This window comes from Streptomyces sp. NPDC002566, from assembly GCF_042889585.1.
Classification (GTDB): domain Bacteria; phylum Actinomycetota; class Actinomycetes; order Streptomycetales; family Streptomycetaceae; genus Streptomyces.
On record NZ_JBIARD010000001.1, the window covers coordinates 59,756 to 79,624 of the forward strand.

16 protein-coding genes are annotated in these 19,869 nt (G+C 70.7%); 12 read left to right on the plus strand and 4 right to left on the minus strand.

Going from position 1 to position 19,869, the window contains the following annotated elements:
• Nucleotides 1-5: 5 nt before the first annotated feature.
• Complete coding sequence (locus ACFYXA_RS00250; protein ID WP_352245844.1) at nucleotides 6-1,235, minus strand: hypothetical protein; 1,230 nt, start codon at nucleotides 1,233-1,235, stop codon at nucleotides 6-8.
• Between the two features lie 281 nt (nucleotides 1,236-1,516).
• Here ACFYXA_RS00250 and ACFYXA_RS00255 point away from each other — a divergent pair, with 281 nt between their 5' ends.
• From ACFYXA_RS00255 to ACFYXA_RS00270, 4 genes are all read left to right on the plus strand, one after another.
• The gene (locus tag ACFYXA_RS00255) at nucleotides 1,517-2,989 is read left to right on the plus strand and encodes a diaminobutyrate--2-oxoglutarate transaminase family protein (RefSeq protein ID WP_389026981.1); all 1,473 of its coding nucleotides are present in this window, start codon (nucleotides 1,517-1,519) and stop codon (nucleotides 2,987-2,989) included.
• Nucleotides 2,990-3,060: 71 nt separating this feature from the next.
• The gene (locus ACFYXA_RS00260) at nucleotides 3,061-5,001 is read left to right on the plus strand and encodes an IucA/IucC family protein (RefSeq protein WP_389026983.1); all 1,941 of its coding nucleotides are present in this window, start codon (nucleotides 3,061-3,063) and stop codon (nucleotides 4,999-5,001) included.
• Nucleotides 5,002-5,055: 54 nt separating this feature from the next.
• Nucleotides 5,056-5,655 (plus strand): GNAT family N-acetyltransferase, encoded by a 600-nt coding sequence (locus tag ACFYXA_RS00265; RefSeq protein WP_389026986.1) that lies wholly within the window; start codon nucleotides 5,056-5,058, stop codon nucleotides 5,653-5,655.
• A 304-nt stretch (nucleotides 5,656-5,959) separates the two neighbouring features.
• Nucleotides 5,960-7,933, plus strand: a complete 1,974-nt coding sequence (locus tag ACFYXA_RS00270; protein ID WP_389026988.1) for an ATP-dependent DNA helicase — start codon at nucleotides 5,960-5,962, stop codon at nucleotides 7,931-7,933.
• A 146-nt stretch (nucleotides 7,934-8,079) separates the two neighbouring features.
• On the opposite strand, the gene lexA is transcribed toward ACFYXA_RS00270, so the two are convergent.
• On the minus strand, nucleotides 8,080-8,859 hold the full coding sequence (gene lexA / locus ACFYXA_RS00275; protein ID WP_130438229.1) for a transcriptional repressor LexA: 780 nt from the start codon (nucleotides 8,857-8,859) through the stop codon (nucleotides 8,080-8,082).
• 592 nt (nucleotides 8,860-9,451) lie between these two features.
• Here lexA and nrdR point away from each other — a divergent pair.
• Both nrdR and ACFYXA_RS00285 read left to right on the plus strand, forming a co-directional pair.
• Nucleotides 9,452-10,018, plus strand: coding sequence for a transcriptional regulator NrdR (nrdR, locus tag ACFYXA_RS00280; RefSeq protein WP_389026991.1), 567 nt, complete (start codon nucleotides 9,452-9,454; stop codon nucleotides 10,016-10,018).
• 164 nt (nucleotides 10,019-10,182) lie between these two features.
• A complete protein-coding gene (locus tag ACFYXA_RS00285; RefSeq protein ID WP_352245849.1) occupies nucleotides 10,183-13,077 on the plus strand; it encodes a vitamin B12-dependent ribonucleotide reductase in 2,895 nt (964 codons plus the stop codon).
• A gap of 136 nt (nucleotides 13,078-13,213) precedes the next feature.
• On the opposite strand, the gene ACFYXA_RS00290 is transcribed toward ACFYXA_RS00285, so the two are convergent.
• Nucleotides 13,214-13,822 (minus strand): TerD family protein, encoded by a 609-nt coding sequence (locus ACFYXA_RS00290; RefSeq protein ID WP_389026994.1) that lies wholly within the window; start codon nucleotides 13,820-13,822, stop codon nucleotides 13,214-13,216.
• Between the two features lie 77 nt (nucleotides 13,823-13,899).
• On the opposite strand from ACFYXA_RS00290, the gene ACFYXA_RS00295 reads away from it, so the two are divergent.
• From ACFYXA_RS00295 to ACFYXA_RS00320, 6 genes are all read left to right on the plus strand, one after another.
• Entirely contained in the window at nucleotides 13,900-14,505 is a 606-nt protein-coding gene (locus ACFYXA_RS00295) for a YdbC family protein (protein WP_130438225.1), read from the plus strand.
• A 118-nt stretch (nucleotides 14,506-14,623) separates the two neighbouring features.
• A complete protein-coding gene (locus tag ACFYXA_RS00300) occupies nucleotides 14,624-15,283 on the plus strand; it encodes a histidine phosphatase family protein (RefSeq protein ID WP_356679478.1) in 660 nt (219 codons plus the stop codon).
• 62 nt (nucleotides 15,284-15,345) lie between these two features.
• Entirely contained in the window at nucleotides 15,346-15,807 is a 462-nt protein-coding gene (locus ACFYXA_RS00305) for a hypothetical protein (protein ID WP_389026997.1), read from the plus strand.
• A 97-nt stretch (nucleotides 15,808-15,904) separates the two neighbouring features.
• Nucleotides 15,905-16,810, plus strand: coding sequence for an ADP-ribosylglycohydrolase family protein (locus tag ACFYXA_RS00310; RefSeq protein WP_389026999.1), 906 nt, complete (start codon nucleotides 15,905-15,907; stop codon nucleotides 16,808-16,810).
• A 498-nt stretch (nucleotides 16,811-17,308) separates the two neighbouring features.
• Nucleotides 17,309-18,010, plus strand: coding sequence for a ribonuclease HII (locus ACFYXA_RS00315; protein WP_352245854.1), 702 nt, complete (start codon nucleotides 17,309-17,311; stop codon nucleotides 18,008-18,010).
• A gap of 68 nt (nucleotides 18,011-18,078) precedes the next feature.
• Nucleotides 18,079-18,714 carry a hypothetical protein gene (locus ACFYXA_RS00320; protein ID WP_352245855.1) on the plus strand — a complete coding sequence of 212 codons (636 nt, stop codon included), beginning with the start codon at nucleotides 18,079-18,081 and terminating at the stop codon, nucleotides 18,712-18,714.
• Nucleotides 18,715-19,162: 448 nt separating this feature from the next.
• On the opposite strand, the gene ACFYXA_RS00325 is transcribed toward ACFYXA_RS00320, so the two are convergent.
• Entirely contained in the window at nucleotides 19,163-19,783 is a 621-nt protein-coding gene (locus tag ACFYXA_RS00325; protein WP_352245856.1) for a hypothetical protein, read from the minus strand.
• Nucleotides 19,784-19,869 lie beyond the last annotated feature (86 nt).

Genomic DNA, 19,869 nt, shown 5'->3' on the forward strand with positions numbered 1-19,869 from the left:
TGCGATCACTGACCGGCGAACTTCTTGCTCACCGAGTCGTACACGCCCTTGGCCACCCCGCCGAGCCGCGGCCCCGCGAGCCAGCCCGCCTTCACCGGGCCGATCGACGTGTTGGACACCAGCGCCGGCTCGCCCTCCGAGCCGGTCGCCACCCATCCGCCGCCGGAGGCGCCCCCGGTCATCGTGCAGCCGATGCGGTACATCGTGGGATCCGTGGTGTTGAGCGACAGCCGCCCCGGCTTGTCCTCGCACCGGTACAGCCGCTGCCCGTCGTAGGGCGCGGCCGCCGGGTAGCCGGTGGCGGTGATGCTCCGCACCTTCGGCACCGCCGGCGCCGCGAAGTCCACCGGCAGCGCCGAACCGACCGTCTCCTCCAGCGACTTGCCCGAGTCGCCCTCCTCGGGCGTCACATGGATCACCGCGAAGTCGTACGAGGCGCCGTCACCGCCCGTCGGCCCGCCCTGCGCGATCCACTGGTCCGAGGTCTGCGCCCAGTCCGCCCACCAGACCCCGTAGGGCGCGATCTGCTTCTTGGAGGCCGTCTCCAACTGCTTCGCCGACATGCCCGCGTCGTTGTACGAGGGCACGAACGCGAGGTTGCGGTACCAGCCGCCCTTCTTGCCGGCGTGCACACAGTGCCCCGCCGTCCACACCAGGTTGGACTTCCCCGGGTGGGCCGGGTCCTCCACGACCGTCGCCGAGCAGACGCTCGTGCCTTCGGGGGAGTCGAAGAGGAGCTTGCCCGCCTCGGGCGCGTTCGCGTGGTACGTGGTCGGCACGGCCGCCGCCTCCACCGCCGCCGGCGTCGGGTCGGTCACGCCCTGGTCGCCCGAGAGGTCGCTGTCGTCGACGGCCCGGTCCGGCTCCTCGGCCCTGCGCATCCGGTCCGGGTCCCACAGACCCTTGATGATCGGGTTGACGTAGTCCTTGGCCTCGCGCAGCCAGTCGTCCCGGTTCCAGTCCTTCCAGGCGCCGTTGCGCCACTTGTCGAGATCGATCCCGTGCTCCTTGAGCCGGTCCTTGATGTCGTCCGGGATCGTGATCTTCCCGTCGTCTGCGGCCGAGGCGGACGCCGACGCGCTCGCGCGGCCTCCCGCGTCGGCCTCACCCGAGTCGCAGGCGGTCGCGGTGAGCGCGAGCGCCGAGACGAGGGCCACGGCGCCCAGCATGGGGGAGGTTCTGCGGCGGGCGTTCCTCCCCCGTCGAATCCCGGACGACGGTCGTATGGATCGCATGGTCTGACTCCCCCTGTTGTCAACGAACTTGGAGCGGTGGCCGTCCCCGCCTCGAGAACTCCCGGCATCTCACCCAGGGTTCACGCGGCCTTCCGGCCTTGTGGAACGGCCTCACACGATATGCGCTCGCCGTGGGGGACTTCCGACGGGACGGCAACGGTTCCGTCACGGCACGGATCTTGAAGCAACCCGTAACCCGTCGCACCGTCCGGGGTTGGTAGCCACGGGGGGTCAACTGCCCTCGGTGTGACGGGATGCGGGGAGCGGGAGGACGGAGAGCCGTGGCCGTGACCGAGCCTGCGCCTGAGGGGCAGGCACCCGGAGGTCGTTCCACCGGCGCGGGCGGTGCTCCCGAGGACGCCGGCCTGGGCGGCGAGGCTCTCGCCGGCTTGCGCGGGCGTCCCGCCAGCGAGGGCGTGCTTCGACGGCAGCCCCCACGCGAGTCGGCGGCGCGCACCTACGCACGCGCCCTGCCGATCGTGCCGGTGCGGGCCCGCGGACTGACCATCGAGGGCGCGGACGGCCGCCGCTACCTCGACTGCCTCTCCGGCGGCACTCTCGCACTCGGACACAACCACCCCGTCGTGCTGCAGGCCATCCGCAACGTCCTCGACTCCGGCGCACCCCTGCACGCGCCCGACCTCGCCACCCCCGTCAGGGACGCCTTCGTCACCGAACTGCTCCACACCCTGCCGCCCGGCCTCGCCGACCACGCCCGGGTGCGGTTCTGCGGGCCGACCGGCGCGGACGCCGTCGACGCCGCCCTCGGACTCGTCCGCACCGCCACCGGCCGAAGCCGCATCCTGAGGTTCACGGACACCTGCCCCGAGCTGAGCGCGGGCTCCCTCGATGCCGACGTCGGCCCCGGTGCAGGTGCCGATGCTCACGCCGAAGTCGGCGCCGGCGTAGGGGTGTCCCGGCCGCCCCGTCCGCAGGACGATCGCTGTCCCTTCCGCATCGGCGACGAACGCGGCCTGGAACTCGCCGCCCGCTGGGCCGAGTCCGCCCTCGACGACTCCGGGCCGGGTCGGCAACCCCCGGCCGGGGTGATCCTCGAAGCCGTCCAGGGTGACGCCGGGGTCGTTCCCGCGCCGGACGCCTGGCTGCGGCGCATACGGCAGATCACGGCCGACCGCGCCGTCCCCCTCATCGCCGACGAGGTCCAGACGGGCGTCGGGCGGACCGGTGCCTTCTGGGCGGTGGAACACAGCGGGATCGTCCCCGACGTGATGGTCCTCTCCCAGGCCATCGGCGGCAGCCTGCCCCTGTCGGTCATCGTCCACCGTGAGGGCCTCGACGTCTGGGAACCCGGCGCCCACGCGAGCACCTTCCGTGGCAACCAACTCGCCATGGCCGCCGGCACGGCCACCCTCGCCTACGTCCGCACCCACGGCCTCGCGGACCGCGCGGCCGTCCTGGGCGCCCGCATGCTGGACCAACTGCACGCGCTCGCCCGGCGCTTCCCTTGCGTGGGCGAGGTGCGCGGCCGAGGGCTCATGATCGGCGTCGAGATGGCGGCTCCACCACCGAGGCCCCTGGCCGAATCCGCCGGCCGTCCTCACGCCACCGCCTCCGAACTGGCCGCCGCCGTCCAGCACGAGTGCCTCGAACGCGGACTGATCCTCGACCGCTGCCCAGGCCACTCCGGCGTCGTCCGTCTGCTCCCGCCCCTGACGATCACCGACGAGCAGGCGGACGCCCTGCTCGACCGGCTCGCGGACGCTCTGGAGGCAGTCGCCCGCGCGCTTCCCTAGGCACGCCCCGGGCGGCCCCCACCGACTCGCCTGAACCATCGGCCTCACCCCCCACCCGACGAGGAGCGACCTTGCACACGCCCCCACAGCACGCCATTTCGCCGGCGCTGACATCCACCAGTCCCGCCACACAGACGTCCACCTCCTTCGCTCCGTCACCCTCGTCCGAATCCGTCCGCATCCCTCACCAGCAGGGACTCGTCCCGCGCCAGCAGGGATTCGCCGCCCTGCACGAACCGTCGCCCCAGGCCGCCGCCGACCTCCTCGACCATCCCGACCCGCACACCGCGGCCCAGGCGGCTGCCGTCGAGAACCTGCTGCGCTGCTGGGTCCGAGAGAAGGGCCTGTCCGCCCCCGTCGACGGCGTGCTGCGTGTTCCACTGCCCGCCTCCGGCACCGCGCTGCTCGTCCCCGTCCGCTACTGGTCACCCACCGGTTGGCACCGCTTCGGCCTCCCTCACCTGGCCGCCGCTCCGGAATCGGCCCCGCCCGTCGACGCGGTCACCCTCGCCGCCCTGCTGACTCGCGAGGCCCCGACGGCGGGCGCGCCCCGCGACGCCGTCGACCTCGTCGCCCGTGTCGCTGACTCCCTACGCCGCACCGAGGCGTTCGTCACCGTGCGCCGGGAACGCCCCGCCAACACGCCCCACTTGTTCCTGTCCGCCGAGCAGGCGCTGCTGCTCGGACACCCCCTGCACCCGACACCCAAGAGCCGAGAAGGCCTCTCCGACGCCGAAGCGCTCCTGTACTCACCCGAATCGCACGGCTCCTTCGCCCTGCACTGGTTCGCCGTCGCCCCTTCCGTCCTCGCCACCGACTCCGCCTGGACCGAGCGCGGCCGTCCCGTCAGCGCTGACCGGCTGACCCTCCGGCTCGCCGGCGCCGGGCTCGCGCTGCCCGCCGGCCATACCGCCCTGCCGCTGCACCCCTGGCAGGCGCGCGAGGTCCGTCACCGGCCTGAGGTCGCCGCCCTGCTCGACGCCGGGCTCCTCCGTGACCTCGGCGCCCACGGCTCGTCCTGGCACCCCACCTCCTCCGTACGCACCGTCCACCGCTCCGACGCCCCGGCCATGCTCAAACTGTCGCTGGGGCTGCGCATCACCAACTCCCTTCGTCACAACCTCCGCAAGGAACTCCACCGCGGTGTCGAGGTGCACCGGCTCCTGCGTGCCGGCCTCGGCCCGCAGTGGCAGGCGGCCCATCCGGGCTTCGACATCGTCCGCGACCCGGCCTGGATCGCCGTGGACGGGCCGGACGGTCTCCCGGTGACCGGACTCGACGCGGTGATCCGGCACAACCCGTTCAGCCCCGGCGACGACGTCTCCTGCGTCGCCGGTCTCGTCGCCCATCGGTCGCATGTCGGACAGGGCACCGACCGGGAGCGCGACCTCCCTCCTTCCCGACTCGCCGAACTCATCGCACGTCTCACGGGCAGGACCGCTCGTCCGCGCTCAGCCGTCGCCGTCGAATGGTTCCTGAGGTACCTGGAACACGTCGTCCGCCCCGTGCTCTGGCTGGACGGGGAGGCGGGCATCGCCCTGGAGGCGCACCAGCAGAACACGCTGGTTCTGCTCGACCCGGACGGCTGGCCGAGAGGCGGCCGGTACCGCGACAACCAGGGCTACTACTTCCGCGCGTCCCACCGCGCGGAACTGGAGTCCCGGCTGCCGGGCATCGGCGCGGCGAGCGACACCTTCGTCTCCGACGAGGTCACCGACGAGCGCTTCGCCTACTACCTCGCGATCAACAACGTGTTCGGTCTCATCGGCGCGTTCGGCTCCCCGCGGCTCGCCGACGAACGCCTGCTGCTCGCCGCCTTCCGCCGCTTCCTCACCGGCGCGGCGTGCGGCCCCGGCCGACTGCGCAGCTCGCTGCCCGGCCTTCTGCTCGACTCACCCGTCCTGCGCTGCAAGGCCAATTTGCTGACCCGGCTGCACGGTCTCGACGAGCTCGTCGGCCCGGTCGACACCCAGTCCGTGTACGTCACCATCGCCAACCCCCTGCACGTATGAACACACCCCTGTCGGACGCACCTGCCGACACCCGCTGACGAGAGGAGCCGCGCGATGTCCCGCCTCGACGTGTCGGACCCGCTCGACCGCATCGCCGACTGGGGGCCTGCCGTCACCCCCGCCGGTGACTTCCGCCTCGTCCCCGTACAACCCGAGCGCGACCTAACCCTCATCTCCGCGTGGATGAACGACCCCGCGGTTGCCGCGTTCTGGGAACTGGCCGGACCCGAGTCCGTGACCGCGGCCCACCTGCGCCGCCAGTCGGCCGGCCACGGGCACAGCGTTCCCTGTCTCGGCGTGCTGGACGGCACACCGATGAGTTATTGGGAGATCTACCGGGCAGACCTCGACCCTTTGTCCCGGCACTACCGCGCCCGGCCGCACGACACCGGCGTCCACCTCCTCATCGGGGGCGCCGCCGACCGCGGCCGGGGCCTCGGTGGCCGTCTGCTCAGGGCCGTCGTCGGCCTCGTGCTGGACAGGCGGCCCGCCTGCGCACGTGTCATCGCCGAACCGGACCTCCGCAACACCCCCTCCATCGCCGCCTTCCTCGACGCAGGCTTCCGCTTCTCCACCGAGATCGACCTCCCCGACAAACGGGCGGCCCTCATGATCAGAGACCGGCCGCCCTCCTACATCTGTGACGCTGAGTGATTGCGCCGTCACAGGTGGAACGGTCCGGTGCGCTGCCGGGTTCCCGGTGGCCCGATGTCCCGCCGTATTTTTTTTCGGGAGGCCCGAGCGAGCGTTTCGGGCCTTCCATCTCCCCTCGGCCCTCCCTCTCGACCCGTTCCCTCCCCTCCCCTCCCCTCCCCGCTCTTCTCTGTCTCCTTCCTCCTCCGTCCTCTCCGCCCCCTCGATCCGGGAAGCGCCCGACCTTGATTCCGTCCCCGTCCGCACCTCCGTCCACCTGCACGACCACACGTTTGTCAGTGCCGCGCCGTAGGGTGGTCGCGCTATGACGAAGCCCTCACTCCCCGAACTCCTGCATGCCGCCGTCGCCGCCGTCGGCGGCACGGAGCGCCCCGGCCAGGTGACCATGGCCGAAGCCGTCGCGGAGGCGATCGACGACGGCACCCACCTGCTGGTGCAAGCCGGCACCGGCACCGGCAAGTCCCTGGGGTACCTCGTGCCCGCGCTCGCGCACGGGGAGCGTGTCGTCGTGGCGACCGCGACTCTGGCCCTGCAGCGCCAGCTCGTGGAGCGGGACCTGCCGCGCACGGTCGACGCGCTGCATCCGCTGCTGCGCCGCCGGCCGGAGTTCGCGATGCTCAAGGGCCGCTCGAACTATCTGTGTCTGCACCGCCTGCACGAAGGCATGCCCCAGGACGAGGACGAGGGGCTCTTCGACCAGTTCGAGGCGGCCGCCCCCACCAGCAAGCTGGGCCAGGACCTGCTGCGGCTGCGCGACTGGGCGGACGAGACGGAGGACGGAGACCGCGACGACCTGACGCCGGGCGTCTCCGACCGCGCCTGGAGCCAGGTGTCGGTGTCCTCCCGGGAGTGCCTGGGCGCCTCGAAGTGCGCCTACGGCGCCGAGTGCTTCGCGGAGATGGCCCGTGAGCGGGCCAAGCTGTCCGAGGTCGTCGTCACCAACCACGCCCTGCTGGCGATCGACGCCATCGAGGGCGCCCCGGTCCTCCCGCAGCACGAGGTGCTGATCGTCGACGAGGCGCACGAGCTGGTCTCGCGGGTCACCGGAGTGGCCACCGGCGAGCTGACCCCGGGCCAGGTCAACCGTGCGGTGCGCCGGGCGGCGAAGCTGGCCGACGAGAAGGCCGCCGACCAGCTGCAGACGGCCGCCGAGGGCTTCGAGCGGCTGATGGAGCTGGCGCTGCCAGGCCGCCTGGAGGAGATTCCGGAGGATCTCGGCTACGCGCTCATGGCTCTGCGCGACGCCGCGCGCACCGTCATCTCCGCGATCGGCGCGACCCGTGACAAGTCCGTCCAGGACGAGGACGCGGTCCGCAAGCAGGCGCTCGCCTCCGTGGAGAGCGTGCACGACGTGGCGGAGCGCATCGTGAACGGCTCCGAGTACGACGTCGTCTGGTACGAGCGGCACGACCGCTTCGGGGCCTCTCTGCGCGTCGCCCCGATGTCCGTGTCGGGCCTTTTGAGGGAGAAGCTGTTCGCGGACCGCTCTGTCGTCCTGGCCTCCGCGACACTGAAGCTCGGCGGCGACTTCAACGGTGTGGGCGCCTCCCTGGGCCTGGCGCCGGAGGGCGCGGAAGGCGAGGACGTGCCGCCGTGGAAGGGCATCGACGTGGGCTCGCCCTTCGACTACCGCAAGCAGGGCATCCTGTACGTGGCCAAGCACCTGGCGCGCCCCGCGCGGGACGGTGACCGCGGGGACATGCTGGACGAGCTGACGGAGCTGATCCAGGCGGCCGGCGGGCGCACCCTCGGGCTGTTCTCCTCCATGCGGGCCGCTCAACTGGCGGCCGAGGAACTGCGCACGCGCATCCCCGAGTTCCCGATCCTGCTCCAGGGTGAGGAGACCCTCGGTGAGCTGATCAAGAACTTCGCGGCGGACCCGAGGACGTGTCTGTTCGGGACGCTGTCGCTCTGGCAGGGAGTCGACGTGCCGGGTCCCAGCTGTCAGCTGGTGGTGATGGACAAGATCCCGTTCCCGCGTCCGGACGACCCGTTGATGAGCGCTCGCCAGAAGGCGGTCGAGGACGCGGGGGGTAACGGCTTCATGGCCGTCGCGGCGACGCATGCCGCGCTGCTCATGGCTCAGGGCGCGGGGCGGCTGGTGCGCGCGTCGGGGGACCGTGGTGTGGTGGCCGTGCTGGACCAGCGGCTGGCGACGGCCCGCTACGGCAGCTATCTGAAGGCGTCCATGCCCGACTTCTGGTACACGACCGACCGCAACCAGGTTCGCAAGTCGCTCGCCGCGATCGACGCGGTGGCGAAGGAGGCGGGGGCCTGACGGCGTTCGACCTGCCTGAACGGGATGGGGCTGCCGACGGCGTGAGCTGACGGGATGGGCCCCGAACGGCACAGGGCCCCGGAATCGGCGCAGGGATTCCGGGGCCCAGTCAGGGAGGCGGATCGAGACGTCCGTCCGCCGCCGTCTCAGACGCGGCGCAGTACGGCCACCACCTTGCCGAGGATGGTCGCGTCGTCGCCGGGGATGGGCTCGTAGGACGCGTTGTGCGGGAGCAGCCACACATGGCCGTCCTCGCGCTTGAAACGCTTGACGGTCGCCTCGCCGTCGAGCATGGCGGCCACGATGTCACCGTTCTCCGCGACCGGCTGGCGGCGGACGGTGACCCAGTCGCCGTCGCAGATTGCGGCCTCGATCATGGAGTCGCCCACGACCTTCAGGACGAAGAGCTCACCGTCGCCGACGAGCTGCCGGGGCAGCGGGAAGACGTCCTCGACGGACTCCTCGGCGAGGATCGGGCCGCCGGCCGCGATCCGGCCGACCAGCGGGACGTAGGAAGCGGCGGGCTTGCCGGCGGTGTCGGTGGGCTGGACGGAGGCCGCCTGGTCCGAGCCGCGCACCTCGTACGCGCGCGGGCGGTGCGGGTCGCGGCGCAGGAAGCCCTTGCGCTCCAGAGCCATCAGCTGGTGTGCGACCGAGGACGTGCTGGACAGTCCGACCGCCTGGCCGATCTCCCGCATGGACGGCGGGTATCCGCGCCGCTGCACGGAATCCCTGATGACCTCGATCACCCGGCGCTGCCGGTCGGTGAGCCCCGAGCTGTCCGCCCGGATGCCTGGAGGTCGGCCCGGCAGGGAGCGCTTGTGCCCCTCGGGATTCGTGGCTTCGTTCATCGCGTGCACCGGATCGATTCGGCCCTGGGAGCGGTCCTGGGCAGTGATGGTGGCACTGTCTGCGGTGGTGGTCACGTCGGCCCCTCTCGGTTGTCTCCCTGCTGGACAACGGTAGTTGCTTTCGAAAGGTTGCGCCAAACACACGTTCGAGTGAAAAAGCGTGGACTGTCTGACTTGATCATGTGTCTGGGTGTATAGCTGACGTGCTTCCCGGCAGGTCTGAGCGAGCTCGCCGTTGTACTCTTCACCGCCGGGCCGACGGCATCTCCTCGGGGGTGTCGCTTCAGTCTGCCATCGGTCCTTTCGCGGGCCGGGGATCAGGCCTGGCTCTGCCCGAGAGTCCCACCTCTCCCCCTTGTGGCGCTCACGCTATCCCCGCAAGCGCGCCCGCGAAACGGGCGTGCACGCGTGCGCGTGCCTGTGCGTCGCCGGGTGCTGCGCGTGACGGCGAGGACGCGTGCGGTGAAACCGTGTGGCTGCGACACGCGCTACTGCCTGGTCGTATGGGCCAAGCCCCATATGTAGTGGTTGGATTGCGGCAGCAGCCCAAGTGTTGTGGTCCCCCGGGTCTTCGGATGGTCGCGGATCGCCTATGCTGGAGCTGCTTCGCGGGGCTCCTGAGGCCCGGCGAGGCTATTGAGTCTGCTGTGAGGAGGGTTGGAGTTCCATGCACTGCCCCTTCTGCAGGCACCCCGACAGCCGCGTCGTCGACAGTCGTACGACCGACGACGGCACGTCGATCCGCAGGCGCCGCCAGTGCCCTGACTGCTCCCGTCGTTTCACGACCGTGGAGACGTGTTCGCTCATGGTGGTCAAGCGGTCCGGAGTCACCGAGCCGTTCAGTCGTACCAAGGTCATCAACGGCGTCCGCAAGGCATGCCAGGGAAGGCCGGTCACCGAGGACGCGCTCGCCCAGCTCGGGCAGCGGGTCGAGGAGGCGGTGCGGGCCACCGGAAGCGCCGAGCTGACCACCCACGACGTGGGCCTGGCCATACTCGGTCCGCTGCAGGAACTCGATCTCGTCGCCTATCTGCGGTTCGCCTCGGTCTACCGGGCCTTCGACTCGCTCGAGGACTTCGAGACCGCGATCACGGAACTCAGGCAGACGGGGCGTCCCGCCGCGGACGACGACGACCGCGCGGACGACAAGGGCGCTGTCACGGGGAGCCGGGAAGACGACGCGGGACCCGGAGGGACCGTCCAGGTCCCCGAGCCCGCGCACGCCGCCGACTGACCGACGGGCCGGAACCGGGCGGACACCCCGGGCCGGCCGGGCGGCGGCGGACGAAGACGTGTCACGGGCGACAGGCGAGGGCGCCCGCGACATCACAGACACAACACCGCGCCACGGGAACATCGTGGCATTTCAGGGCGTTTTTGCCTGTACAGGGAGGCGGCATGACAGAGACGGCGAGCGGTCCGGCACGAGGTTCCCGAGCGAAGGGCGCCAAGGCCACCAAGGGGCTGCGTATCGAGCGCATCCACACCACGCCCGGCGTACACCCGTACGACGAGGTCGCGTGGGAGCGTCGGGACGTCGTCATGACCAACTGGCGCGACGGCTCGGTCAACTTCGAGCAGCGTGGCGTCGAGTTCCCCGACTTCTGGTCGGTGAACGCGGTCAACATCGTCACCAGCAAGTACTTCCGGGGCGCCGTCGGCACCCCGCAGCGCGAGGTCAGCCTCAAGCAGCTGATCGACCGGATCGTGAAGACGTACCGGAAGGCCGGCGAGGACTACAGCTACTTCGCCTCGCCTGCCGACGCCGAGATCTTCGAACACGAGCTGGCCTACGCCCTCCTGCACCAGATCTTCAGCTTCAACAGCCCCGTCTGGTTCAACGTCGGCACCCCGCAGCCCCAGCAGGTCTCCGCCTGCTTCATCCTGGCCGTCGACGACTCCATGGAGTCGATCCTCGACTGGTACAAGGAAGAGGGCATGATCTTCAAGGGCGGGTCCGGTGCCGGCCTGAACCTGTCCCGGATCCGTTCCTCCAAGGAACTGCTCTCCTCCGGCGGCAACGCCTCCGGCCCGGTCTCCTTCATGCGCGGCGCCGACGCCTCCGCCGGCACCATCAAGTCGGGCGGTGCCACCCGCCGCGCCGCCAAGATGGTCATCCTCGACGTCGACCACCCCGACATCGAGGACTTCATCCAGACCAAGGTGAAGGAAGAGGAGAAGATCCGCGCCCTGCGCGACGCGGGCTTCGACATGGACCTGGGCGGGGACGACATCACGTCCGTCCAGTACCAGAACGCCAACAACTCGGTCCGCGTGAACGACACGTTCATGAAGGCCGTCGAGCAGGGCGGCAAGTTCGGCCTGACGTCCCGCATGACCGGCGAGGTCATCGAGGAGGTCGACGCCAAGTCGCTCTTCCGCAAGATGGCCGACGCCGCCTGGGCATGCGCCGACCCCGGCATCCAGTACGACGACACGATCAATCACTGGCACACCTGCCCGGAGTCCGGCCGCATCAACGGCTCGAACCCCTGCAGCGAGTACATGCACCTGGACAACACGTCCTGCAACCTCGCCTCGCTGAACCTGATGAAGTTCCTCAAGGACGACGGCAAGGGCAACCAGTCCTTCGAGGCCGAGCGGTTCCAGAAGGTCGTCGAGCTCGTCATCACCGCGATGGACATCTCCATCTGCTTCGCGGACTTCCCCACCCAGAAGATCGGCGAGAACACCCGCGCGTACCGCCAGCTGGGCATCGGCTACGCCAACCTCGGCGCCCTGCTGATGGCGACCGGCCACGCCTACGACTCCGACGGCGGCCGCGCCCTCGCCGGCGCCATCACCTCCCTGATGACCGGCACGTCGTACCGGCGCTCCGCCGAACTCGCCTCGGTCGTCGGCCCCTACGACGGCTACGCCCGCAACGCCGACGCCCACAAGCGCGTCATGAAGCAGCACGCCGACGCCAACGGCACCGCCACCCGCATGGACGACCTCGACAGCCCGGTGTGGGCGGCCGCCACCGAGGCCTGGCAGGACGTGCTGCGCCTCGGCGAGAAGAACGGCTTCCGCAACTCCCAGGCGTCCGTGCTCGCCCCGACCGGCACCATCGGTCTGGCGATGTCCTGCGACACCACCGGCGTCGAGCCCGACCTCGCCCTGGTCAAGTTCAAGAAGCTGGTCGGCGGCGGCTCGATGCAGATCGTCAACGGCACCGTCCCGCAGGCCCTGCGCCGCCTGGGCTACCAGGAGGAGCAGATCGAGGCGATCGTCGCCCACATCGCCGACCACGGCAATGTGATCGACGCCCCGGGCCTCAAGCCGGAGCACTACGAGGTGTTCGACTGCGCCATGGGCGAGCGTGCCATCTCCCCGATGGGCCACGTGCGCATGATGGCCGCGATCCAGCCCTGGATCTCCGGCGCCATCTCCAAGACGGTCAACATGCCGGAGTCGGCGACCGTCGAGGAGGTCGAGGAGATCTACTTCGAGGCCTGGAAGCTCGGCGTCAAGGCGCTCGCGATCTACCGCGACAACTGCAAGGTCGGCCAGCCCCTCTCCGCGAAGACCAAGGAGAAGGAGAAGGCCGAGATCACGGAGAAGGCCGAGGACGCGATCCGCACCGCGGTCGAGAAGGTGGTCGAGTACCGCCCGGTCCGCAAGCGCCTCCCCAAGGGCCGTCCCGGCATCACCACCTCCTTCACGGTCGGTGGCGCCGAGGGCTACATGACCGCCAACTCCTACCCGGACGACGGTCTCGGCGAGGTCTTCCTGAAGATGTCCAAGCAGGGCTCGACTCTCGCGGGCATGATGGACGCCTTCTCCATCGCGGTCTCCGTCGGCCTCCAGTACGGCGTGCCGCTGGAGACGTACGTCTCGAAGTTCACCAACATGCGCTTCGAGCCGGCCGGTATGACGGACGACCCGGACGTGCGGATGGCCCAGTCGATCGTCGACTACATCTTCCGCCGCCTGGCGCTCGACTTCCTGCCCTTCGAGACGCGCTCCGCGCTCGGCATCCACTCCGCCGAGGAGCGTCAGCGTCACCTGGAGACCGGTTCGTACGAGCCGACCGAGGAGGACGTCGACGTCGAGGGTCTGGCCCAGTCGGCTCCGCGCCAGACGGACCTGAAGGCCGTGGCCACGCCCAAGGCCGAGTCCGAGGCGGCCAAGCCCGCCCCGACGCAGGCCCACACCAGCGCCGAGCTGGTGGAGATGCAGCTGGGCATCCAGGCCGACGCCCCGCTGTGCTTCTCCTGCGGCACGAAGATGCAGCGCGCCGGTTCCTGCTACATCTGCGAGGGCTGCGGCTCGACCAGCGGCTGCAGCTGATCCCGGGCACGCCGGCCAGGGGTGAGTGACCTGGCGGAGGGCGGTGGAGCCGATGTGCGGCTCCACCGCCCTCGCGTGGTTCAGGTGGCGCGGGCAGCCCCGGCGCGGGGGTGGCGCGGGCAGCCCCGGCGCGGGCTCAGGCGCGTCGCGTACGGCCCATGATGCGGCTGAAGTCCGCCGGGTCGTCCTCGTAGCCCTGGACTCCGGGGCGGAACGTCCAGCCGACGGGGGGCACGCGTACGAACTCCGCGATCGTCGCGGCCGTCGAACCGAGGACGCCGCCGAAGTCGTCCGTCGCCAGGTCCGTGTAACCCTCACGGATGCGCACGGCGGGGTTGATCACGCTGACGAAGGTGCGGTGCGCGGGGCGCTGCTGGATGACGACGCCGACCACCACGCGCACGTACCGTGCGTCGAGCCGGTCCAGCTCCAGCGTCATGACCTCGTCCCAGCCGAAGCCCTTGCCGTCCCTGCTGTCCCGGTTGAGGAAGATGGTGCCGTCGGGGGAGCGGCTGTCGAAGTGCACCACGTAGGCGGGCTCCGCCTCAGGGTCCTCGCTCAGGTAGGTCGCGGCGACGAGGTCCAGGTCGGTGGGTGGCTCCCCCGCCGGACTCGGGTCCCACTTCACCGCCGTCTCGACCTTGCCGATCGCCTTGTTGAGGCCGTTCACCGTCACTTCCCTCCCCGTCGCGGGTGTGCCGCCCTGAACTCCCTGATCACCAGGGCCGGTTGTCCATCCTGCCACGCGCGTGCGAGCGCCCGCACGGCCGCTTCACATCCGAACGTGACCGACGCCACGTCCTGGGGCCTTACCATGGCGCGGTGCTGGTCAAGTGGATTCGCTGCACCGTGGTGGACCGCCGCGGTTTCGAACGAGGGCAGCGGAAGTGGGCGGGGCTTCTGGGCGAGCCGGGGTTCCGCGGGCAGGGCGGCGGCTGGAGCAGGGCGCGGCCCTCGGTCGCGCACGTCTTCGCCTTCTGGGAGAGCCGCGCCTTCTACGACTCCTTCATGGCGCGTTCCCACGACCGGCTCGCGACGGCCCAGGCGGGCACCTTCAAGGACGCCCAGGTGCGGCTTTTCGACTACCGCTTCGACGTGAAGACGGGCTTCGAGCCCCGCTTCACCGACTCCGACCTGCTCCGGGTCGCTCTGTGCAGGGTGCGCGAGGAGCGTGCCGAGCACTTCACGCTGATGCAGGAGAAGGTGTGGAACCCGGCGATGGCCGGTTCGCCGGGCATGATCCGCGGGTTGTTCGCGGAAGCGCCGGGACACGAGTTCCTGGTGCTGTCGATGTGGCGCTCGGAGGCCGAGCACGGCAAGTACCGGACCGAACGCATCGAGCGACTCGCGCTGCGGGCCCAGACAGAGGCGGACATCTCCTCACTCACCGGCGACATCGTGCGGCTCGAACCGGCCTGGACGGTCTGATCCGCGGCCGCCTACCCGAGCGTTCCGCGATGTCACACGGTGCAGACTTCGTGTGACCTACGCTGTATGAAGGGCTTACAAGTGCTCGATCGGCCGCCATCCGATCTAGGGTTTTGGCATGGCACGACCACGGCGCATCGTCCTTGTCCGGCACGGGGAGTCAACGGGCAATGTTGATGACAGCGTGTACGAGCGTGAACCCGACCACGCTCTGGCCCTGACCGAACGGGGTGTGCGGCAGGCGGAGAAGACGGGCGAGACCCTGCGGGAACTGTTCGGCCGCGAGCGCGTCAGCGTGTACGTGTCGCCCTACAGACGCACGCACGAGACCCTCAAGGCTTTCCACCTCGACCCCGACCACATAAGGGTGCGTGAGGAGCCACGGCTGCGGGAGCAGGACTGGGGCAACTGGCAGGACCGCGACGACGTCCGTCTGCAGAAGGCCTATCGCGACGCCTACGGGCACTTCTTCTACCGGTTCGCGCAGGGGGAGAGCGGGGCCGACGTGTACGACCGGGTCGGCGGCTTCCTGGAGAGCCTGTTCCGCAGCTTCGAGGACCCCGACCACCCGCCGAACGTCCTGATCGTGACCCACGGCCTCGCCATGCGTCTGTTCTGCATGCGCTGGTTCCACTGGACCGTCGCCGAGTTCGAGTCACTGTCGAACCCCGGGAACGCCGAGATGCGGATGCTCGTTCTCGGAGACGACGGCAAATACACCCTGAACCGCCCGTTCGACCGCTGGCGAGACCCGGAGCCGTACGGGATCTCCGGATAGACGCTCCCAGGGGCCGCCCCCGGCCCCTGCTGACGGCTTTACTTGGCGCGAGGACGGTACCGGTGGCCACTCTGCTTGAGGATGTGGACGCGAGCGCGCGATGGGTCGCGCGAGCGCTCAAGAGTTCGGGCTACCGCGCCGACTTGTCGCCCGCCAGTCTGCGCGACGTCGAACAGTTCATGATCGACCACAGCGACGCGGGAACGGCGGTCGAGGGCGGGCTCCTCGCCACCGGCCTGGGATCTCGACTGTTCGCCCTGGGCTGCTATGTGGGTGAGACGGTGCGGCGCGCTCTCGGCGGCAGCTGGGAGGCGGACGACGGCGATCCGGAAGGCGAGATCAACGTCAAGATCCGGCTGCCTGAAGGGGCCGTCATATGGCCGGTGCAACGCTTGATGAAGCGATTCGCGAACGGTCCCGAGGACAGCGTCGTCGGGTACGGGGCGGCTCTCGGGCTCGACATGTCGCCGCAGTCGCGGACCCCCGCGAAGCGGCGCTTCGGATCTTGTTTCGGCTTGCGCTGACCTGGGCTGAGTGGGAGGGCCGGACCGGTGGAGTTGCGCTGGTGGTGGCGGATTCTTCGGTGACGATTTTGCGGTGACGAATTAGAGTGGCAGAGCGATGACCGTTGACTTCTTTTATGAGGGGCGCCTGGAGCGCGCTCTGGCCTCCCTGCGCGGGCTCGCGGTGGGGGACGCACTGGGCTCGCAGTTCTTCGTGCCGGTGAACTATCCGCTGCTCAAGCGCCGGGAACTGCCGCCCGGTCCCTGGCAGTGGACGGACGACACGGAGATGGCCTGTTCCGTGGTCGCCGTGCTGGCCGGCCACCACCGTATCGACCAGGACGCGCTGGCCCGCTCGTTCGCCGAGCACCACGACTTCGACCGCGGCTACGGCCCCGCCGTCAACCGACTCCTCCGGCTGGTCCGGGAGGGCGGCGACTGGCGTGAGCTGTCCGCCGCCCTCTTCAACGGACAGGGCTCCTGGGGCAACGGCGCCGCCATGCGGATCGCCCCGCTGGGCGCCTGGTACGCCGACGATCCCGAACAGGCCACCCATCAGGCGGAGATCTCCGCCTACCCCACGCACCAGCACCGGGAGGCCGTGGTCGGGGCCATGGCGGTCGCCGCGGCGGCCGCGCTGGTCGGCGCTCCGGGCGGCCCGCCTGCTCCCGAGGCCCTCCTCGACGGCGTCATCGCCCTCGTCCCCAAGAGCGCCGTCGGCGCCGGTCTGCGGCGGGCCCGCGACATGCTCGACTACGGCGACGCGAGCACCGTGGCGGCCGTTCTGGGCTGCGGCCGGCGCACGACGGCGCACGACACCGTGCCCTTCGCGCTGTGGTCCGCCGCCCGCGCTCTCGGCGACTACGAGAACGGGTTCTGGACGACGGCCCAGGTGGGCGGGGACGTGGACACGACCTGCGCCATCGTGGGCGGTGTGCTGGCGTCGGACAAGGCCGGGGCCCCTCCCGGCGCTTGGGTGGAGCAGGTGGAGCAACTGCCCGGATGGACGCCTCGGACCGGATAGGCGAAAACTCTCCGTGTTCAATGGGAACTCTGAGTGACCGGCGCCCGTTCTTCGAGTATCCGCTGTGTGCGCGGCGAGTGCCGCACCGGCGGTGGTGTCCGAGGCGGTGTGAAGTGATGCGGAGTGTCGGGGGATGGTCATGCGGTCGGTGCTGTTGTTGCGGGCGCTGTGGGGTGCGGTGGTGTTCGTTCTGTTCGGGGACTCCCGGTGGCGGCCGGTAAGGGGTCAGACCGTCGCGGAACGCGGGCGGTCGGCGGCGGGTCCGCCAACTCGCTCCGCCGTCGGGGCGATCGCCGCGGGGGAGGCCGGGCGACTGCCTCCCCGGCGTCCCTTCGGTGGGCGGACCGAGGGTGGTGGCCGGGGTGTGATCGGCTGGGCAACTGTGATGACCTGTAGGGGAGTTGGGGTGATTTGGGGAGGGCTCCCGCCGCCTTCCACCCGCGTGTGGGGAAACCGGGGTGTCGCGAGGGGATCCAGGCGGCGTACCCTAAGGTCGCCATGCCGTACGAACCACCCACTCACACCGTCGAGCGCTCCCTTCGCGCCACGACCGGGGCGAAGGTCATTGCCGGTGTCGACGAGGTGGGTCGCGGTGCCTGGGCCGGACCCGTCACCGTCTGCGCGGCGGTCACCGGACTGCGCCGGCCGCCCGTCGGCCTCACCGACTCCAAGCTCCTCTCCGTCAAGCGCCGCAACGAACTCGTCGTGGCCTTGGAGGAGTGGGTCACGTCCTACGCCCTGGGTCACGCCTCTCCGGAGGAGATAGACGACCTCGGGATGACGGCCGCGCTGCGGCTCGCCGCGGTGCGCGCACTGGACGCTCTGCCGATACGCCCCGACGCGGTGATCCTCGACGGGAAGCACGACTACCTCGGCACCCCGTGGAAGGTCCGCACCGTCATCAAGGGGGACCGGTCGTGCGTCGCGGTCGCGGCGGCATCGGTGATCGCCAAGGTTCGGCGCGACAAAATGATGGCCGAACTGGGCATCGACCATGCAGACTTCGGCTTTGCGGACAATGCCGGGTATCCGTCACCCGTGCACAAGGCCGCACTGGCGGAACGGGGACCCACCCCGCACCACCGTTTGTCGTGGGCGTATCTTGATGCGCTGCCCCAGTGGCGGCACCTCAAGAAGACCCGCAGCTGGGCGGACGGAAGCGTTCCGGAGATCGAGGGTCAGCTCGGCTTCGACTTCTGACGATTCCGCTCGCACTGATGTGCCACCTGCTGGCGCGAGCCGCACCAACGTTTGATAGACAACAGCCCATGCCTCTCATTCCCGAGGAGCCTCAGATTCACGAGAGTGCCCAGGGTCCCCGCGCCACTCCGGCCAGCGGCCGCACCGCGCCGACCCCTCGACCCGTACCTGGTCCCCGTCCCGCGGCTCCGTCGCGTCCGGGACGTCCTGGTCCCGTCCGGCCCACGCCGCCCGCGCAGCGCGCGCAGCGTGACGCCGCCAAGCCCGGGCCCTCGGCCCCGGCCGCCCACGCCGCTCCGCCGGCCGCCCCGGCGACTCCTCAGATCCAGCTCATCCCGGCCTCGGCCGAAGGTGCACTGGACGCCGCCGAGGAGGCCGTGGACCTGCTCCTGGACTCGGGGCGGGCCCCGGGTGAGGTGCTCGTGCTCACCACCGGCGAGCAGCACCCCTGGGCGGCCCACGAGCTGAGCTTCGGCGAGGCGTCCTACTGGGCGCAGCAGGACGCGGGAGACGACGTCTTCTACGCCGCTGCCGCCGCTGTGGACCGCGCCGCCGTGCGGCCCGTCGTCGTGGTCGCCGTCAACGGCGGTCCCGACACCGTGGCCGCCACCGCTCTGCCCCTCGCCCACAAGCGGGCCGGCACGCTGCTGATCGTCTGCGGTGACCCGCAGCAGATCAACGCCGTGCTGGGCGCGGGCGTCTGAGGCGAGCCGGTTGCGGCCACCCCGGGTGTGAACACCGGGGTGCGCAAGCGGGGCGGAGGAGGCGTCGCGGTCGCGGCTGCCTCCAAGGCGCAACCAAGCGCGACCGGTTGACGGGGGATCATGTTTCAGCCGGTGGACGGGGCGCGGCGTCCGGTCGCGGGCGACTCGGGCAGCCGCGTAGGTGACCAAGTGGTTCCGTCCGGTCCGCCGGGTCGGCGGTAGGTCGTGTGGGGTTGCCGTGAGCAGCGCCGTGCACAGTGCTGTGCGGCGGTGGGCACCGGGCGCGGGCAACGGGTTTGCGTTCCGCCGCGAGGCGATCGTGCTGAGCAAGCTGTCCCCTCTGCCCGGAAGGTGGCCGTGACAACGGTCGGCCTTCCGGGGACGGGGTGGCTGCTTCGTACGGGGGCGCGGCGCCCGTGTTGCGTCCGGATCGCGCCGGCGTCTGCGCTCAGCGGGCGGCGGCGCGGCGCAGAACCTCCGAGGCGGCCCCGCCTGTGCGGGGCAGCGGAGGCGGTGCCTCGGACAGGGCGAAGGGCTCCGGAGAGGAGTCCGCGTTGGGGCGGCGGCCGCCGCGGCCCTCGCCGAGGACCTGCCAGCCGTCCCGGGTCAGCGTGATGTACGAGCCGCAGCGCAGACCGTGCAGTGTGCAGGCGTCACGCAGGCCCCACATCCACGCGCCGTCCTCCTCCGTCCAGCGGGCGTCGCCGTCACGGCAGTAAAGCAGCACGGCGGTGCGGACCGGGGTGCGGCGGCGCAGGTCGTGCGGGATGACCCGGCGCAGCTGCGAAAGCAGCGCGTTGCGGAACATCCAGCCGTCGGCGGGAGCCTGGCGGCGGGTGAACGAGGCGCTGGCCAGCAACCGTTCGTCCGGATCGAGCACGGCCACGACCGCGGTGGCCGGCCGGGGCCGGTGCCGCGCGTGCAGCCCGCTGACGACCTCGCGCGGGTTGCGCAGCAGCGGAATCCCCGCCGCGGCCCACTCGGCAGGCTCGAGCAAGCGATTGGCGGAAGCGGCGGACGTGGAGGATGACGATGATGCCGCCGAGGACGGAGCGAATCCGAAGGTCACGAGCCTCCCTTCGGCTACGGCCCACACAGGGGGCGGGTCGGATTCGGGGGGAGCGCACACCGCAGCAGGGCCCTGCCGGACCACGG

What these genes read in the sequence shown, in the direction of transcription:
- ACFYXA_RS00265 (WP_389026986.1), top strand. Translation starts at nt 5,056, where the DNA reads ATGTCCCGCCTCGACGTGTCGGACCCGCTCGACCGCATCGCCGACTGG.
- ACFYXA_RS00250 (WP_352245844.1), bottom strand. Translation starts at nt 1,235, where the DNA reads ATGCGATCCATACGACCGTCGTCCGGGATTCGACGGGGGAGGAACGCC.
- ACFYXA_RS00285 (WP_352245849.1), top strand. Translation starts at nt 10,183, where the DNA reads ATGACAGAGACGGCGAGCGGTCCGGCACGAGGTTCCCGAGCGAAGGGC.
- ACFYXA_RS00270 (WP_389026988.1), top strand. Translation starts at nt 5,960, where the DNA reads ATGACGAAGCCCTCACTCCCCGAACTCCTGCATGCCGCCGTCGCCGCC.
- ACFYXA_RS00300 (WP_356679478.1), top strand. Translation starts at nt 14,624, where the DNA reads ATGGCACGACCACGGCGCATCGTCCTTGTCCGGCACGGGGAGTCAACG.
- ACFYXA_RS00315 (WP_352245854.1), top strand. Translation starts at nt 17,309, where the DNA reads ATGCCGTACGAACCACCCACTCACACCGTCGAGCGCTCCCTTCGCGCC.
- nrdR (WP_389026991.1), top strand. Translation starts at nt 9,452, where the DNA reads ATGCACTGCCCCTTCTGCAGGCACCCCGACAGCCGCGTCGTCGACAGT.
- ACFYXA_RS00310 (WP_389026999.1), top strand. Translation starts at nt 15,905, where the DNA reads ATGACCGTTGACTTCTTTTATGAGGGGCGCCTGGAGCGCGCTCTGGCC.
- ACFYXA_RS00320 (WP_352245855.1), top strand. Translation starts at nt 18,079, where the DNA reads ATGCCTCTCATTCCCGAGGAGCCTCAGATTCACGAGAGTGCCCAGGGT.